This is a genomic window from Sphingobacterium paucimobilis HER1398 (genome assembly GCF_000416985.1).
GTDB lineage: Bacteria > Bacteroidota > Bacteroidia > Sphingobacteriales > Sphingobacteriaceae > Sphingobacterium > Sphingobacterium paucimobilis.
Genome location: NZ_ATDL01000021.1, coordinates 1 through 16197 on the forward strand (window position 1 = coordinate 1; position 16197 = coordinate 16197).

Genomic DNA, 16197 nt, shown 5'->3' on the forward strand with positions numbered 1-16197 from the left:
CAACGGAAGGAAAACATCATAATCTGTGGAGCTTCCGGCACTGGAAAAAGCTACCTGTCTCAGGCACTGGGACACCAGGCCTGTCTCACTGGAATAAAAACACTCTACACAGTAACTGCCCGGATCATCAAGAGACTGAAACTGAGCAAGGTTGACGGTACATATCTCAAGGAGCTGGAAAAACTGACCAAGTCGGAACTTTTGATACTCGATGACTTCGGACTGCAGGCCTTCGATAACCAGGATCGGGAAACATTGATGGATATCATAGACGATAGGCATGGCAAAAGATCCACCATAATATCTTCCCAGATACCGGTATCAGCCTGGTATGAAATCATCGGCGGTGAAGGGACTATCGCTGACGCAATACTGGACAGGATCGTAAACTCCTCGCATAGGATAGACCTGAAAGGTGAATCCTTAAGAAAAGGAATATTGAAAAAGGAATAATCACAGCTTTTTTATATAATTGTATGATCTTTTGAGTGGCACGGTTTGACCGAAATCACTGGCATCAACACTCCGAAATACCCAATTATAGTTTTTAATTCGTTTTTTCTTCTCATGAAATAAGACGCTAAGTTTATACTGTGCCTTTCCTGCTGCGCTAGTTTATTTAATGCTTTTTTCCGGAGTTGGCGATTGCTTATATTGTTTCGCTGTCTTCCTCCTGTTTCAAGCGAAGTATATCCTTGCCTGCTTCGGTGGTGTAATAGGCTTGAATGGGGCTATTTTTGGATCACCTCCCAGTGGCCACCTTTCGTGGGGCCGATGTGTTTTATTAGACCGGCATCTTTTAGCTTCTTTATATTTTTCTGAATGTTAGCGGAATTGATACCGACTGCCGCCGATAGCTTTTCGACAGTCGTGTATTTATTCTTGATGATCTCCTGTAGAATTCTCTCTTGATTAGGAGATAAGTTTATTGTATCTTTTATTGTATCTTTTTGTGATTGATCTTCTTCTTTCGGGACATATAGCTCTAGTATCTTTAATGCCAGATCATAAGTTGTATGCTTCGCTTCCTCAAAGAAATGTTCAAAAAGAACCAATGGTTCTACGCCGATGGCTACTGCGATTCCGTAAACTTCGTCTGCATATATTTCGTCTAATCTCCCAAGTTTTAATATCCTGCTAAATCTGGTTTTTTCTATGTCTGCCGAAGCGTAAAAGGTTTTTTGTGAGTTTAGAAATGGACTAAGAAGCAGAGTTAATCGATTAGTGGAATCCGTTGAAGATATTATCATTTTAGCTTTAGATGCAATAAAAACACTTTTGCAAAATGAATTTAAGTCAAAACCATACTCTTTGTATAGGTTATAAAATAACTTTCCGAATAAATATTTTTTTCCCTTGAATAACGCTTCAATTTCATCTATTTTTTTAGATACACTACCGACCTCAATATCATTAGCCTTAATGAACTCTATTAATGCTGTAACGAATTTTAAGATGTATTCTTTTTTTCTAGGGTCAATTTCCGGTTCTTTCATTTATTTAAGAGAAATTTGTTGCATATTATTATTTCTATTGCTACCTTTGTTCTAGATCAGTTAATCTGGTCGAGTCTCGGATATGGAAACGACGAAATTTCAATGACGCGAGACGTAGGGTTTGCGAACCCCCATTCTTTTTGTATTTTTACAAAGTGAAGGGGTAAGCCTCCCTATTTGAAACTGCGTCATGGGTTATTCGTCGTACCTCATATTCAGTCGAAGATAGCGGGGCTTACCTCTTTTTATATAGCTCCACTTTTCTTCCTCGAGATTCTTAAAGTGTGTAACCAAATTTTATAAACTATGACGACACAAGAGTCTTCCATTGCCAATGTACAGCAAGCGACCCAAGGTCGAGGCTGCTACCCAGCGCTACGCGTACTGATAAAGAACAAGCTTTGTCCCCCCGAGTAGTGTTTCAAAACATTAAAAACCAAGAAGGGGTACATAGACTACGGTCTATTTACACAGTACATGTTAAGGTCCGTATAGGGCAATAATTAGTACTTCTCTTTTGGTTTTTCCGACTTGTACCGATACGAATCCGGCACAGGACAGACGTATTTTCCACACATATGGACTTAAGCAATCTAAAAGTAGGAAAATATAAATGCACTTGCAAGGATTTGAATCAGAATTATATAGATTTTCTATAAATAAACAGGTCGGTTTTTATTCATGCGCAGATGAGGCGTCACCAATTATTAAACCCTTATGAGATAACCCGATAATCCTCGTCTGCCTTTCAATATTATTTTATTGCGGTAAAACCGTAAAGCTGAGAATTCGTAAAATTGCTGCGTCAAATTTACCTATTTGCTCTTTTACGGTTTTGCCTCAAATCTAAATCTTTAAAAAAATGAAGAATTTTTTAAGGGGTGGGAGAGGTACACTCTGTGATCAGAATATAAAGTCTGAACAACAAATAATTAAAAAACTCAGGAAGACACGCGAAGAACGGAAGTTGATGTCTCCTGAAGTAGCGAAATTTCGTGTAAATCGAACCAGAAGATATAACCGTCTTTTGTCACCGGTCCATGATAAATTTGAGTCGCTCGATCTAAATACATTTCGTCCATTTAAAGTTGTCGAAGAGTTTTGGTGGAAATATCGTTGTGATGGTGCAAAGTTTAATCTATATGATTTAATACTATCGGCAAGGAGTACTGTTCGAAAAAGTAATGGTAAGCTTGAAGACCTAAATAATTTCCTTGATGATTTCTCCTTATTTATGATTGCAAGTTATATCATTCATTATATGGATTATGATGATAGCGCTGTTGGTAAATATGTGTTTTTTGATGACCAAAAAAATATCAAGGAAGAGATAAGATTTAGCTTTTTAGAGACATTGGTAGGTATACAGAAAGGAGGGGGACATGTCTGATAAAATTAAACAAAATAGCAATTGTGCCTTGCTCATTTATAGACCTTCTGATGAGTCGGGTCAGATACTTCCCTGCGGTCGAAATGACATTACGGGAAAATGGTGGACGCTATTAGCTAAAAATCAAAAGCTATCAGCTTTATCAATAATATTCTGTGTGTTGTTTAGTTCGCTTGCGTTTACGCAGGTGGTCGCTCAGACGCAGTCGAGGTCAGTACTTCAGGGGGAGATACGCTCGGCTGCCGATGGGCACAATACTATAGATTCAAATATTGTACAGCCCTTGGCGTTGGGGATGAAAGTTCCTGAAGAATTTTGGACTACTAATCACTTGTTTTACAATAATGGGGATACTGTACGGACCAATTTGGAACAGTACCGAAATAAACTTCTGGTTTTGGATTTTTGGGCTACCTGGTGTGCTATCTGTATCGGTCAGATGGAGAAAAATGACAAACTATTTGCGCAGTTTCAAGAAGAAGCCAATATTTTATTGGTAAACCCCCGGGTTACACGTGATACCTATGAGAAAATTAAAACCCAGGAACCATCTATTTTGGAAGCGAGTAAGATGTCAGCGCTACAGTCCATAATAGATGATACTCTGATACAGCAGCTATTTCCGCACAAAATCTATCCACGGTACGTTTGGATCAGTCATGGTCGTTTTCTTGCCCATACCTTGGCTCCTTCTGTAAGTGCAGGGCATGTGGCCGATATGTTAAACATTTTAAGCCAAGGCAATCATGAAAAGTAGCATATCAATTATAGTTATTTACTTATTGACCATGGAGGCTCTTGGGGCACAGATCAGGGGTAGAGTGGTCGATGCGATCAATGGAATACCTATAGCAGGGGTAAATATTCAGGGAAAAGGTTTTAAGACAATGGTGTCTGGTCAGAACGGAGGATTTGACATCCCGAGTGTAGGAGCCGATGTGGTATTGAAGTTTAGTTATCTAGGTTATAAAGATACCAATATTGTCGTTGTCGATAAGTTAATGGAGTTGATCGTTCATCTGGTACCAGCTGGTACGCAGATAGAAGAGGTCTTGGTACGTACGGGCTATCAACAGTTGGACAAAAACAGTACGACCGGGGCTTTTTCGATAGTAGGGAAAGAACAGCTTGAACAACAGGTGGGGTTAGGGCTTACGGCTATGCTACCAGCTGTAGCCCCTGGAGTTATGTATGATAATAACAGTAACTCGACGGGGAGATTAATGGTGAGAGGTTTAAGTACAATAAGAGGGGAAAAGCAGCCGCTTGTTGTTGTCGATAACTTTCCCTATGAAGGTAGTCTCGATGATATCAACCCTATGGATGTGGAGTCTGTTACAGTATTAAAAGATGCAGCGGCCTCTGCTATCTGGGGAGTCCGTGCAGGCAATGGTGTAATTGTGGTGACCACTAAAAAAGGGAAGTATAATCAAAAAGCGCAGTTTCGGTTCTCTTCCTCTATGAAGATTGGTGAAAAACCGGACCTGATGCGCTTACCAGTTATGAGTTCTCCCGACTTTATAGCGATGGAAGAGTTTCTGTTTGATAAAGGATATTACGATTCTAGGATAAGCAATCCAGCAATGTTACCATTGACACCCATCATCGATGCGCTGGCTGAGCTGAGAACGGGTGCTATCGACAGCACCGATTACAAGATGTTAAGGGAGCGGTTGCTAGGTATTGATGTACGTAAAGATTATTTAAAATATCTATATAAACCATCGCTTCTCCAGCAGTATCACCTTGAGGGGCAGGGTGGCAGCGAACGCTACGCTTGGGCATCTTCATTGGGGGTTGATCGAGATCAATCTACCACGAATAATGACTTCCAAAGGGTAGGCTATCGGCTGTCCAACCAATGGAAGCTATCCAAATCTTTGACGTTATCTACCGATGTGAATTTTACATTTATCAAGAATGTAACCGGTAACTCTGGATATGGAGATATTAAACTTGGTACGTACGAACTTTATCCTTATGCAGAGTTTGTAGACTCGAATGGAAGGTCTCTACCGATTGCGCAGCGAAACAAAAGCTACATTGATCAGCTTAATAACGAAGGGCTTTTATTAAACTGGGACTTTGTTCCGTTGGAAGACCATAGCTACCTGGATAATAAAAGAAAGCAGTTCATTGTTAATTGGAATACTGGATTTAATTATAAGTTGTTTGATTGGCTTGCTCTAGACGTCAAGTATAATCTGGTGACTGATCGCAGCGAGCAGAAGAATCATCGCAACGAAAGGAGTTATTATGCCCGTAATCTGATTAATTCTTTTTCAGTGATTGATAAGGCTACAAATACAGTGAAGTATAATGTACCCAAGGGAGGAATAGTCGACCAAGGTTTTGCAAATCAATGGGCGCACAATGCTCGTCTTCAGGTGGATATCAATAAGCGGATAGGAGGTCACTTTTGGTCAGGGCTGTTGGGTTTCGAGGGTAGAAGTATGCGTAATGAGGGCTACTCAGATCGTTTGTATGGCTTTAATGCAGACAATCTTACAATTTCAGATGTCAATTATCTGGAAACTTTTCCAGATGTAGTGACGGGAACACGAAGCTATATTCCAAATGGACAATCAGTGATGAGAACTAACATTCGTTATGTGTCGGTATTTGCTAATGGGACATACTCTTATGGGCAAAAACTAAACGTGACGGGAAGCTTACGAAGAGATGCGACTAATCTATTTGGTTTACGAACTAATGATAAGTGGAATTTGTTATGGTCACTAGGGGCGAGTTACAAAATTATAGACAGCAAGATAGGCTGGGTAGATCGTTTGCGATTGCGAACCACTTATGGTTTTAGCGGCAATGTAGATCCCAGTATGGCATCTGTCAATACAATACGACATATTGGTTTTAGTTCTCAAACTAATAGTTCTATCGCAAACTTTGCAAGTTATGCTAACCCCGATCTGAAGTGGGAAAGCATTGGTACATTAAATTTGGGAGCGGATCTTGGTCTATGGGGAGGTCGTGCCGAAGTCATTTTTGATTGGTACCGTAAGTATGGTAGAGATCTGTATGGAATGGATGAGGTAGACCCGACAGCCGGTATCGGTGAGTCTGTCGTGCGAAATGTCGCTAAAATGAAAGGCCGCGGAGCTGACTTACAGCTGAATGTACATGCCATACAATCTAAGGACTGGGGGCTCACCTTCCAAACAAATGTAAGTAGGTCAGCAGATAAAGTAGAAAGTTACTACCTGACAAACCTATTTGGCAATCAGTTTATGTTTGAAGGAGCTATTTCTGGTCTAGAAGGACGTCCTGTATATGCTGTCTACGCTTTTCCCTGGAAATCATTGGATACGGATGGTAATCCTATTGGTTATTTTGAGGGGGAAGAGTCAAAAGATTATGCAAGTATTTATAATAATACATTGTTAAAAGATATGCACTACGGAGGGCCTTTGCTTCCAAGGTGGTTCGGTTCAGCAGGGAGCAGTATCCGCTATAAAGAACTTTCATTAGACTTTCGGATACTGTATAAAGCAGGTCATTCTATACGAAGGCAAAGTGTTGATTATCCAGTACTTTTTGGGCAGAATGTGATGCATGCTGACTACGGCAAGCGTTGGATGAAGGTCGGAGATGAGCAGAATACGCAGATTCCGGTGATGTTATATCCCTTAGATATAAATAGAGACAGTTATTATAAATATTCGTCTGTACTGGTCGACTCGGGGAGTCACATCCGCTTCCAATATGTTCATCTGAATTATGATTTTAAACAATTACTTCGTGGGACAATGAAACCGAGTTTATTTGTCCATGTAGATAATCTTGGGCTTATTTGGAGTGCCAATAAACAGGGAATAGACCCAGATTATGAAAACAGCTTAAATTCATTTAGGCCACCAACTCAATGGGCATTTGGTGTTCGGATGGCTTTTTAACGCTTAAATGTAAAATATTATGAATATGAAACCATTATATGTAGTCGCCTCGGTATTCTTGTTGAGTATAATTACTGGTTGTGATTCCTTTTTGGATGAAAAGCCTGATCAGAAATTGAGTATTCCTACTACTATAGAAGATCTTAACGCAATACTGAGCGGTACAGGTACTTTAAAGGGAGTTCAAGAGAGTGAGGTGATGACAGATGATTATTATCTTTTAGATGCAGATTATGATGCTTTATTCTGCATGACTGATATCGAGCTGTATAGTTGGAAAGATCCCAATTTTATACAGACCTGCGATGGTGATTCCGGATGGGGATATGGCTACAGTACGATTTACCGAGCTAATGTCGTACTGGAAGCATTAGAAAAGTATCAAGCGCAATATGGTGTGAGTCAAAAGTCGGAAGAGGTAAAAGGGCGAGCTTATTTTTTGAGAGCTATTAATCACCTGGAGATTGCTCAGGCTTGGGGTGAGGTGTATGTTGCCGAAGATGCGGATAAAAAGCAGGGGATCCCGCTTAAGCTAAATGCGGATTTCAATGAGAAAACGACAAGAGCTACACTTGCTGAGACATTCGGGCAAATAGAAGACGATTTTTTGAAAGCTTCTCAATTGCTCCCTGTTCGAGCAGAAAAAATACATCTCCCTAGCCGTGCGGCAGCACTGAGTTATATGGCGCGGATGTATTTGTATATGAACGATTTTCCTAAAGCAGCAGAATATGCTGACCTGACCTTGAAGGAAGGAGGAAGTTTACTCGACTATAATGAGTTTACCTTCTCAGGGCGGTATCCTTTTACCGTGGATGAACATAAGGAAGTTTTATATGGACGTGCTTTGAGTGGCGCTCATTATTCGATGAATGTGGGTATACGTAAGGTCAAACAGGACCTTTATGATAGTTATCCCATAAATGACCTGCGCAAAAAAATATTTTTCAGTGAAAACGTAGATGGAACAATAAGATTTATTGGATCTTACTCTGGAGCTTCACTTTTCTCAGGAACAACAGCTGCGGAGATGTATCTGATACTCGCAGAGACTCATGCACGTGAACAGAATTATGACCTGTCAAGAAGCCTCCTGCTTTCATTTCTACAGCATCGGTTACTGAAAAATACGGCTATACCCAATATCTTAGACGACAACTTGCTTGATGAAGTAATTGAACAGCGTAGGAAGGAACTTCTGTTTCGTGGCGTACGTTTTACTGATGTAAAGCGATTGAATAGCTTAGGAGCAGGTATCAAAATGAAAAGGATCATTAAAGGTAAAGAAGAAATTCTACCCTCTAATGATCCTCGATTTAATTTGCTTATTCCCGAACAAGTGGTCAGAATGTCTGGCGTCAAGCAGAATCGTAGGTAACTATTCGGCCCGACGTGTAGATGTCGCAGCTTCGACAGCTGATAGATTACCAAGGTCTGTCAAATGTTGACTGATAGTCTTACCTGCGGGCACTTGAAGGCTACAAGGCACATCAAGATTTTGATCATCCTCACAAGTAAATTGGGGAGCTTGGGTCGTACTCCAATTTGAGGCTACCATAATATTGGTTGCTAGGGATGCGGATGGACCGTTGTAATAGTATGTAGTTGGAGCTTGCTTGGCTTCCGTTTCTTCTTTTGCAACGGTTCTTTCGTTGATCACAAACATGAGACCCAGCATCAATGTTAGTCCCATGATGGCTTTTAGCCAATTTCTTTTTAAATTTTCCATTTTTTTAATGTTTATATGGTTCACTAATGCCAACCTATTTATACTCCGGGTTGGGCATTGGGAGTCATTTGCTATCATAAGCAGTCTCTACGTTGCACGATGTCAGAGCTGCCCATACTGATAGTCCGAAATACCTTTTGGCCGGTACGCCCTTTTCATTGATACCTGGTATCGCCGAGCCGTTGTACTTGCGTTTTGATAAAGCTAAGGTAGGCTGTAAAACAAAGCGGCTGTTAGGCCAAAGCTGATAGTCGATATAGACCGAAATTGATGTTGTGGTTTTGTAGGTCAGGTGGTTATCGGCGTTAGCGTAAGTTCTCTCGGTATTGGGCCGGCGTGGTGCCTGTTTGCTTTTTGAAAAACCTGATGAGGCTGTTGGAATCACTGAAACCGCAGCGTTCGCTTATATCCGATAAGCTATAAGAGGAGGATGTCAATAGTCCTTTGATCTTGTCGAGCAGTAGTTCGTCCCGGTAGGCCAGTAGGGTGGTTTTGTGTTGTTCTTTATGTATCCTGCAGAGATGCTCGAAGCTTACATGCAGTTGCTTGGCGATATTCTTGAGTATAACGGGCTGGGAGCTGTCCCTTATTTGGTCTGCTATACGCTGTCTGCACCGTCGGATCAGTTCCTCGGGGTCGGATGTGCGTTCGTACTCGTCATATATCTCGGTGCGGGCGAGCTGCAAAAGCGTGATCACGGTGTCCAGTATATATTTTTCGCTGTCAAGGTCTCCTTTTTTGACATTTCGGAGCAGCTGCTCGATATAATTTTTAGTCGTGTTGCCCACCTTAAAATCTACGCTGCACAGGGACTGTATCTGCCGGTTGCGGTGTGCATGTATCAAGGGGTGTAAAAACTTAAAAGGCCGCTCGTTATTATCGCGGAATAATTTGGGCTGAAAATAGAATCCAAAAAGTTGGATCCTTGCTGCTGGTACCTGGAGGTGATAGATTCGTGCTGGCAGATAGAAAAAGCGGGCCCGTTGGTCTGCTAGCGGATAGCATTGCTGCTGCACCGGATCGATAAGCATTAAAGGGGCAGCTGTGGACAGCGCATACATGGCATGTATATCTATTGCCAGTACCTGCAAGGGCAGCTGTATACTTGATGTCAGCGATAGATCCAGTTGGTAGATGTACCCCTCGCGACCATCGAATTCCTGTAGTATAGCCTCCCCCTGCTCATTTTTCCAGTACGTGACGAGATCGGTTTTCATCATGATATCAGGGCGCAGGTCTAGCCGTTCGGCCGTGCAGGGCTTGCCAAAGAGGAGTTCGAGCTGTATGTGTAAAGATTGTTTCATACGGTTAATAATCGAGGGATACCGGATTTCGGGACGGTATCCCTGATGAATAGAGCTATGGGTGTGCTACATCCTGTATTTGTAACGTATTTGGATCAACAGGGGAGGTATTGCCCCTGTGTTTTGTAACCTGTTATGCCCGGTCTCGGGATCATCCAACCCAAAGATGATAAGTTCTTTCAGATCGGGGACATCATCTTGGTCGCGGGTGTCTTTTTGAAAAGTAACCCGGACGTCAGATTCCCAGCTGCGAGCGATGCGATGTCCTAGCTGCTGTGTTAGCTCGGAAGGCATTTGCGCTAACTGGCTGTGCTGATTGGGATGCAGGTCAAAATTCGCGCGTAGCCAGGCGACAAGGTCCGATCGGATCTGGTCGCACTCGTGCTGGCGTAGCGCAGGCGTAAGGGACAGGATGTGGTTCTGCATGTGGTGCACACCCTGATTGTCGAATTTTTCGTTCATATGTATTTATATTTTGGTGTTTTTTACAAACTGGTTTGTCTAAAATTCCGAAATTAAATCGGATCATACAGCTCCTCAAGAGGGCTGAGGGATCCAACAACGTTGTTTTTGGTTTTTAATCCAGATTTCAGGATTGTACAGGGGAGTTTTGTTTTTCAATCCGGTATCGATTGTAATACAAATACCCGATCAGGGCTGGGTGTATCGGTAAAATTAAAATATTTGCTATTATGAAATTTGCTTCTTTAAGATTTGCTCTTTATATTTAGGGTTAATCAGTTAAAAACCAAATATGTAATTATGTTTCTTCGAAAGATCTTCTCAAGAAATTGGAGATATTATTTGATGCTATTGGTGTTCCCTTTTTTATATAATCATATCGGTTATGGGAAGATTATAGAGCACAGGATCTTTTCCTGGGGCTTTGCAATCTTATACCTCTGTATGTTCTTTCTCATGTTAGGTACCTTATTCTGGGTATCGTATGTCACCAAAGAAGGGATGAAAGATGTGGACTCTGGGCGATCGCGCAGAGGGTTGCATAGGCTGTTGTATTATGCGATATGTGTAGCTCCAGGGCTGTTGGCATTGCTGATTTTTGTAGCAGGTTCTTTTTTTGCTAATCCACAGCTCCCTGATATCTTGTATTACAATGTCAAGTATAGGCTTTGGGTTTATGCCTTAGCAGTGGTGTGTTTTGCATATTGGAGATTAAAAAGTGCGAAGCGACAGTTGACTGATCTGCAGGCATCCGCAGCTGAGCAGCCCCCCGCTCTGGTCGAGGCCGAAGTGCTGCCTGCAGCGGAGGCAGCCTCAAGGATGTACATTGTTGCTGCGGATAAGAATGAGGTGCGGGAAATAATCCAAGATGCTCTCGAGCCCATTATGCAGGATATGATAGCCCGTAGCTCTTCTCCCGGAACCGAAATTATCTCGGGGCAAGATGATGGTTTGCATGCGCTGTACCAGCGTTTGATCGTGTTGCGAGAAGATTCGCTGTACAATGCATCCGGGATTGTCCGTTTTTTTTACATCGTTCTCATACGTGTACGGAGCAAGGGGGGAGATGTCTATCTGATGGATGGAACCTGTATCCGCTGTAGTAATATACAGGAGACATTGAGGGAATTGGGGCTTTTGGAATGTATGGTACGCATCCACAAATCGTGCATGGTCAATATGATGCATGTCCATATGAACCATTATAAGGAAGGGGGACATCTGCTGCTGCAACGTGATACGATGGCTCGGATGACGGAGAATGGCCTGCGGAAGATGGATGTCATGAATCTATTGCAGTTTGGGCCTAATATCGGTACCGCCAATGTGGAGCAATTTATCGCGAATAGAGCTGACCGATGGTATGAAGTCTGGGATATCTTCGTGCCGATCAAGAAGAAACATAGTCCCGATCAGTAAATCAGATCAACTGGGGTGGGCCTCATTATCTTGACGCTTGTCCTGATTTCGGCGGTGGGTCACAACCACTACCAAACCATGGAAAATAAAGATTTTAAAGCTAGACAAGAGGCGGCATGGGCTCGCTATGCCGAACTGTCTCCCGAATTGTACATCCCCTTTATCATCGGACAAATCGACCAGCTCATGGATATATTTATATCTTGTCAGGCTTCTCAGGCAGAGTGTCTGGCTGGTATGCAGCTGCTTATAGAGCGATCGCTCTCGGGCAAGGCTGCAGCTCCTCGTGTGGAACATGCAACAGTTCCAACGCAAAAGGATGATGTCTTGGTGCCGGACAAGCGCCGTCTTATTCATATCCACGACCTGGTACTGGCCGAGGGCGATTGGCTCATGGATACCAGCGAAGCGCTCGATATACTGAAGATATCGCGAGGCACACTGGTGTCCCACCGGGATGAAGGCTTGCTCACGGAGGTACGGATCGGCAAGAAGGGCGGCGGCGTACGCTTTATCTCCAGCGAGGTAGCGCATCTGCGGGAGTGGTATTCGGTGCGTAAGGGGAAGGTGTAGTTTTTGGGTTATCAAGTGATCGAGTTATCTTGTTAGCTAGTGATGAGTGATCAGTAATGAGTGATAGGGGTAGATAGGTTAGAGAGTTAAGGGCAGAGATGGATTATCAAATTATCTTGTTAACTGGTGACCAGTGGTTCGTGACAAGTCTGATTTAACAAGTCATGCCCGAGGCAGTGTGTCTCGGGCATGTTATGTGGGATGAAATCCCTATTTTATGAATTCAAGGAGTGTTTTTTCCAAATGGTCTCCTCTTAGGTTTTTGGCGACAATTTTGCCGTCCGGCGATATCAAAAAGTTCTGGGGTATACCTACTATCCCATAGTTTTTGACCGCTTCGGTGCCCCATGCTTTCAGGTCTGAAAGATGGACCCAGCTTAATTGATCGTCCGCTACAGCTTTGAGCCAGGCATCCCGTTGCTTGTCGAGGGATATGCCGATGATTTCAAAGTTTTTGCTTTTATACTTTTTGTATAGCTCGACCAGAAAGGGGCTTTCCTCTCTACAGGGACCGCACCATGAAGCCCAGAAGTCTACCAGTACATACTTTCCCTTGTAGTCTGACAGTTTGACGATATGGCCATCTTGATCCGGCAATGCGATCTCGGTAGCTTCATCACCGACTTGTGCAAGCATTCTGCGATCCAGTTGTTCTTGAAAGGATTTCCCCTGTTTGCTCTGTCTGAGTTCGGGAGACAGCCCGTCAAATAATGCTTTAGGGATGCTGACGTCCTCATATACGTTGATGATTTCGGACAGTGCCCGGAGACTGAATGTAGAATTCGGGTTTTCGCGGATGTATTTTTTCTGGAGCTCGATCAGTTCTTGCTCGACTTTATTATAGGCTATATCCGTTTGGCGGACGTACTCGGGATCATTTTTCTCCTCGGCACTCGCGTAAAAAAACTTCGTATTGATAACTCTGATTTTTTCGATAACGGGTTGCAGCGGGGCTTTATAGCGCTCATGTTCTCTGTTGATAGCCGAGTTCTCTATCGTCGCCTGCTTAAAAGTAGAGTCGCTCGCAAGCCTTATGGTTTCGCCATCCAGGTAGAACATCTTTTTGTCCGACTTGGACGAATACTCCTGAAACCCCTGGTTGTTGCTGTCTAGCAACAGGGTGGCCAGCTGCGGCCCATCAATGGTGCCTTCAAAACGGAATTTGCCATGTTGGGAATAGAGGGAGTCCAGCACGTCACCCTGGGTCGAATTGTAATTGAAATATATCTTTTGACCATGGGTCGCTTTGCTCAGCTGTCCAATGACCGTAAATTTTTGTTCCTGGGCCTGAGCATCGTTGAGGTGGCAGACGGTGAGTAAGCCGATAGCTACGGTAGCTAATTTGTTTAACATTATTTTTTATTTAGTATACGTTGAAATGCTTTTTCCATACGCTCTCCACGAGCATCATTCTCCACTATGGTACCGTCTCTGTCTATGAGAAAAATATGGGGCACCCCACTGATATTATACTCTTTTGTGATCGGTCCCTGCCATGCTTTGAGGTCGCTCAGTGCCAGCCACGGGTAGTTTTCTTTGTTCAGATCGGCCTCCCAGGCTTCCTTGTCCTTGTCCAGCGAGATGTAGATGATCTCTAGGCCCATATCCTTATATTTATCATAGGCAGCCTGTAGATAGGGTTTTTGCATTTTGCACCAGTGGCACCATGAAGCACCAAAGTCAAGTAGGACCATCTTTCCTTTAAAATCAGACAGTTTGTACGATTTGCCGTGTCTGTCGCTCAGGGTAAAGTCAGGCGCTTTCTCGCCGATAGCCAGCTCTGCATCTTTTTTTATGTTATGGTACAGAAACTGTACATAGCATGATTCTTTTACTCCGTCATCGAGCAGGTCCAGTGTAGCTTTCAGTTTTTCATTGTCTTGCAGGATGGACCCGATATGGTTATAGACGATAAATGCTGCAGGTATGCTCTTGGAGTAAGCCTTGTCTGCAGTAAGGTAAGTGATGGTCTCGTCGAGCAGCTTTTTGCGCTCTTTCTGCAAACTGTCCACATCCGCTTGCCTTTGTTCTTTCATCGCCATCGAAATCTTGCCAGACAGTTTTTCAAGGCGGTCGAATAGATCGGTGCCTTGATACAGACGCTCGAATTCGCTATGGTTTTTACTGCCTTTTATCTCGGCTTTCTTGAGGTTCTTAAGGTCGGTCTTAACTTTTATTTTGCTGTTTTCCATAAAGATCTGAAAACCATAAGAAGGCAATCGATCATGGAGACCATCAAAATAGAAATAGATCATCTTGGGCATGTCGACCTCTCCTTTGTAGGTAAACTTGCCATCTTTGACTATTATCGTGTCCATCTTGTACAGATCGTGGTCGGGACCGGTAAACATGGTGAGTATCCTTCCGTCTTTCATGTTTGCGACCTCACCTTGGACTTCAAAGCCGCGAGATTTTTTCAGCGAAGTGAACAGTACGGTGCCAAGTAGGCACAGTACTGTTATCATAATGTTTGTTTTGTTCATTGTATGGATTGTTATCGTATGTAATAAGGATTCTGTCTAGCAAGGATATTGTACGAGATCTCGGCGCTGGGGATAGCACATACCCAACGGTTGGGGTCTGTGATAGCAGGTTTAAAGTCGGCTACCTTATTCATGCGGACCATAGCATACCATTCGTGTCCGATTTCAAAGGATAGCTCGTGGAATATTTCGTTCAATAGTTCTTCCTGCATCGTAGATTGGTTGGTCACGGCCACACGGTCGGTGCGCCCCGCTCTTTCGCGCAGGATATTGATCATATCGGCAGCTTCGGAAAGATTTTGATTGCTGCGGATCAGGGCTTCCGCATAGATCAGGTGCATCTCCGCAAGCCGGATGAATACGGTGCCAAAATCTGCCTTGTCGTTCCATGTTTTTAGGGTCTTCATACCATAGAATTTCTCCTCGCCTGTGTAGTAGTCTTCCATGATCGCGCTATCCGTATTGAGCTCATAGCGGGGATCATCTTTAAGAAGCTGTATGGCCAGGTCCGAAAGAACAAGACCTGCATTCTGGAATGACCATTTTTGATTATCGTATCGCTTGGCTTCTGTATCTAGTTTTCTGCCAAAAATCATCTCTTTGGCGGTAAGGTTCTTTTTGAAAACCTCGGCGTAGTTGCTTTCTAAGGCTACCCCGTCTGTATTGTCCAGTACCGCTTTGGCATATTTTGCAGCCAATTCAAAATTGCCCATATAGAGATATGTGCGTGCCAGTAGGGCTTTGGCTGCAAGGCGGCTCCCTCTATAATTGTTTTCTGATGCATACTCGGGTGCATGCTCGCTGGCATATATCAGGTCTTCGAGGATAAATTCGTACGATTCCTTGACACTCGATCTTTCTTTGGAGAGATCTTTGGTGCTGGAGGCTTCTTTTCGGAGGACAATGCCCAGTGGGGCGTTCATATCCCAGAAATAACCAAAGTAAGTCAGGAGATACAGGTTGGCATGTGCCCGTAGAAATCGAGCCTCTCCCAGCATCCGTTTTTTTGCTTCTTCTGTTACCGTTTTGTCGTCCGTAGCGGCCAGGGCCTTTTCGAAATAATTGACATAGTTCACCGTTTTGGACATCCCTGTCCACAGGTGTCCCGTTTGTGTGGTCGAAGCGGAGATTTCATTCCCCATAAAGCTGTGCTCGCCCACAAAAGACATGTTATCCCTGACCCCCTCTTTAAAGAAGCCTGCGGCACAGGACGGTGCCCATACCAGTGCATCGTTGTATGCTCTGCCACGCATTTCGGAATAGGCTCCAATCAAGAGCTTGTCGGCACTCTTTTCATCATTAATAACATTTTCTGGCACCAGGGCATGAGGCGGAAGCTCATCCATTACATCCACCAATGAACAGGAAGATACCGCTCCTGCCAGTACTATTAGTATATATTTAAAGTAGTTCATATATTTCGTTGTTTG

General features: G+C 43.3%; 14 protein-coding genes. 7 read left to right on the plus strand and 7 right to left on the minus strand.

What is annotated here, in order from left to right; translation table 11 throughout:
- Positions 1 to 453 (plus strand): ATP-binding protein (locus M472_RS40650; RefSeq protein ID WP_021071778.1); only part of this gene is annotated, 453 nt, incomplete at its 5' end.
- Positions 454 to 731: 278 nt separating this feature from the next.
- On the opposite strand, the gene M472_RS40655 is transcribed toward M472_RS40650, so the two are convergent.
- Positions 732 to 1496: a MarR family transcriptional regulator gene (locus tag M472_RS40655; protein WP_021071779.1), complete on the minus strand. Its 765-nt coding sequence runs from the start codon at positions 1494 to 1496 to the stop codon at positions 732 to 734.
- Between the two features lie 862 nt (positions 1497 to 2358).
- Here M472_RS40655 and M472_RS40660 point away from each other — a divergent pair.
- The 4 genes from M472_RS40660 to M472_RS40675 are packed head-to-tail and all read left to right on the plus strand — an operon-like array spanning position 2359 to position 8175.
- The gene (locus tag M472_RS40660; RefSeq protein WP_021071780.1) at positions 2359 to 2886 is read left to right on the plus strand and encodes a hypothetical protein; all 528 of its coding nucleotides are present in this window, start codon (positions 2359 to 2361) and stop codon (positions 2884 to 2886) included.
- Entirely contained in the window at positions 2879 to 3643 is a 765-nt protein-coding gene (locus M472_RS40665; RefSeq protein WP_021071781.1) for a TlpA family protein disulfide reductase, read from the plus strand. The genes M472_RS40660 and M472_RS40665 overlap by 8 nt, the downstream gene beginning before the upstream one ends.
- Positions 3633 to 6797, plus strand: a complete 3165-nt coding sequence (locus M472_RS40670) for a SusC/RagA family TonB-linked outer membrane protein (RefSeq protein ID WP_031301966.1) — start codon at positions 3633 to 3635, stop codon at positions 6795 to 6797. The genes M472_RS40665 and M472_RS40670 overlap by 11 nt, the downstream gene beginning before the upstream one ends.
- A 25-nt stretch (positions 6798 to 6822) precedes the next feature.
- Positions 6823 to 8175, plus strand: coding sequence for a RagB/SusD family nutrient uptake outer membrane protein (locus M472_RS40675; protein WP_158499939.1), 1353 nt, complete (start codon positions 6823 to 6825; stop codon positions 8173 to 8175).
- Here M472_RS40675 and M472_RS40680 read toward each other — a convergent pair whose 3' ends face one another.
- The 3 genes from M472_RS40680 to M472_RS40690 form a co-directional block, all read right to left on the minus strand.
- A complete protein-coding gene (locus M472_RS40680) occupies positions 8176 to 8526 on the minus strand; it encodes a hypothetical protein (protein ID WP_021071784.1) in 351 nt (116 codons plus the stop codon). It lies immediately after the preceding gene.
- Between the two features lie 305 nt (positions 8527 to 8831).
- On the minus strand, positions 8832 to 9830 hold the full coding sequence (locus M472_RS40685; protein WP_021071785.1) for a helix-turn-helix transcriptional regulator: 999 nt from the start codon (positions 9828 to 9830) through the stop codon (positions 8832 to 8834).
- A gap of 66 nt (positions 9831 to 9896) precedes the next feature.
- A complete protein-coding gene (locus M472_RS40690; RefSeq protein ID WP_021071786.1) occupies positions 9897 to 10292 on the minus strand; it encodes a hypothetical protein in 396 nt (131 codons plus the stop codon).
- Between the two features lie 300 nt (positions 10293 to 10592).
- On the opposite strand from M472_RS40690, the gene M472_RS40695 reads away from it, so the two are divergent.
- Both M472_RS40695 and M472_RS40700 read left to right on the plus strand, forming a co-directional pair.
- Positions 10593 to 11711, plus strand: a complete 1119-nt coding sequence (locus M472_RS40695; protein ID WP_144062782.1) for a hypothetical protein — start codon at positions 10593 to 10595, stop codon at positions 11709 to 11711.
- A gap of 78 nt (positions 11712 to 11789) precedes the next feature.
- A complete protein-coding gene (locus M472_RS40700; protein WP_021071788.1) occupies positions 11790 to 12284 on the plus strand; it encodes a helix-turn-helix domain-containing protein in 495 nt (164 codons plus the stop codon).
- A 210-nt stretch (positions 12285 to 12494) separates the two neighbouring features.
- Here M472_RS40700 and M472_RS45920 read toward each other — a convergent pair whose 3' ends face one another.
- Genes M472_RS45920 through M472_RS40715 form a run of 3 tightly spaced genes read right to left on the minus strand, consistent with a single transcriptional unit; the run spans position 12495 to position 16182 of the window.
- The gene (locus tag M472_RS45920) at positions 12495 to 13637 is read right to left on the minus strand and encodes a TlpA disulfide reductase family protein (RefSeq protein WP_021071789.1); all 1143 of its coding nucleotides are present in this window, start codon (positions 13635 to 13637) and stop codon (positions 12495 to 12497) included.
- Positions 13637 to 14767, minus strand: a complete 1131-nt coding sequence (locus M472_RS44720; RefSeq protein WP_021071790.1) for a TlpA disulfide reductase family protein — start codon at positions 14765 to 14767, stop codon at positions 13637 to 13639. The genes M472_RS45920 and M472_RS44720 overlap by 1 nt, the downstream gene beginning before the upstream one ends.
- A gap of 11 nt (positions 14768 to 14778) precedes the next feature.
- On the minus strand, positions 14779 to 16182 hold the full coding sequence (locus M472_RS40715; protein ID WP_021071791.1) for a RagB/SusD family nutrient uptake outer membrane protein: 1404 nt from the start codon (positions 16180 to 16182) through the stop codon (positions 14779 to 14781).
- Between the last annotated feature and the right edge of the window lie 15 nt (positions 16183 to 16197).

Excerpts from the sequence above, each read along its gene's own strand:
- M472_RS40655 (WP_021071779.1), bottom strand. The coding sequence starts at position 1,496 with ATGAAAGAACCGGAAATTGACCCTAGAAAAAAAGAATACATCTTAAAA.
- M472_RS40660 (WP_021071780.1), top strand. The coding sequence starts at position 2,359 with ATGAAGAATTTTTTAAGGGGTGGGAGAGGTACACTCTGTGATCAGAAT.
- M472_RS40665 (WP_021071781.1), top strand. The coding sequence starts at position 2,879 with ATGTCTGATAAAATTAAACAAAATAGCAATTGTGCCTTGCTCATTTAT.
- M472_RS40670 (WP_031301966.1), top strand. The coding sequence starts at position 3,633 with ATGAAAAGTAGCATATCAATTATAGTTATTTACTTATTGACCATGGAG.
- M472_RS40675 (WP_158499939.1), top strand. The coding sequence starts at position 6,823 with ATGAAACCATTATATGTAGTCGCCTCGGTATTCTTGTTGAGTATAATT.
- M472_RS40680 (WP_021071784.1), bottom strand. The coding sequence starts at position 8,526 with ATGGAAAATTTAAAAAGAAATTGGCTAAAAGCCATCATGGGACTAACA.
- M472_RS40685 (WP_021071785.1), bottom strand. The coding sequence starts at position 9,830 with ATGAAACAATCTTTACACATACAGCTCGAACTCCTCTTTGGCAAGCCC.
- M472_RS40690 (WP_021071786.1), bottom strand. The coding sequence starts at position 10,292 with ATGAACGAAAAATTCGACAATCAGGGTGTGCACCACATGCAGAACCAC.
- M472_RS40695 (WP_144062782.1), top strand. The coding sequence starts at position 10,593 with ATGTTTCTTCGAAAGATCTTCTCAAGAAATTGGAGATATTATTTGATG.
- M472_RS40700 (WP_021071788.1), top strand. The coding sequence starts at position 11,790 with ATGGAAAATAAAGATTTTAAAGCTAGACAAGAGGCGGCATGGGCTCGC.
- M472_RS45920 (WP_021071789.1), bottom strand. The coding sequence starts at position 13,637 with ATGTTAAACAAATTAGCTACCGTAGCTATCGGCTTACTCACCGTCTGC.
- M472_RS44720 (WP_021071790.1), bottom strand. The coding sequence starts at position 14,767 with ATGAACAAAACAAACATTATGATAACAGTACTGTGCCTACTTGGCACC.
- M472_RS40715 (WP_021071791.1), bottom strand. The coding sequence starts at position 16,182 with ATGAACTACTTTAAATATATACTAATAGTACTGGCAGGAGCGGTATCT.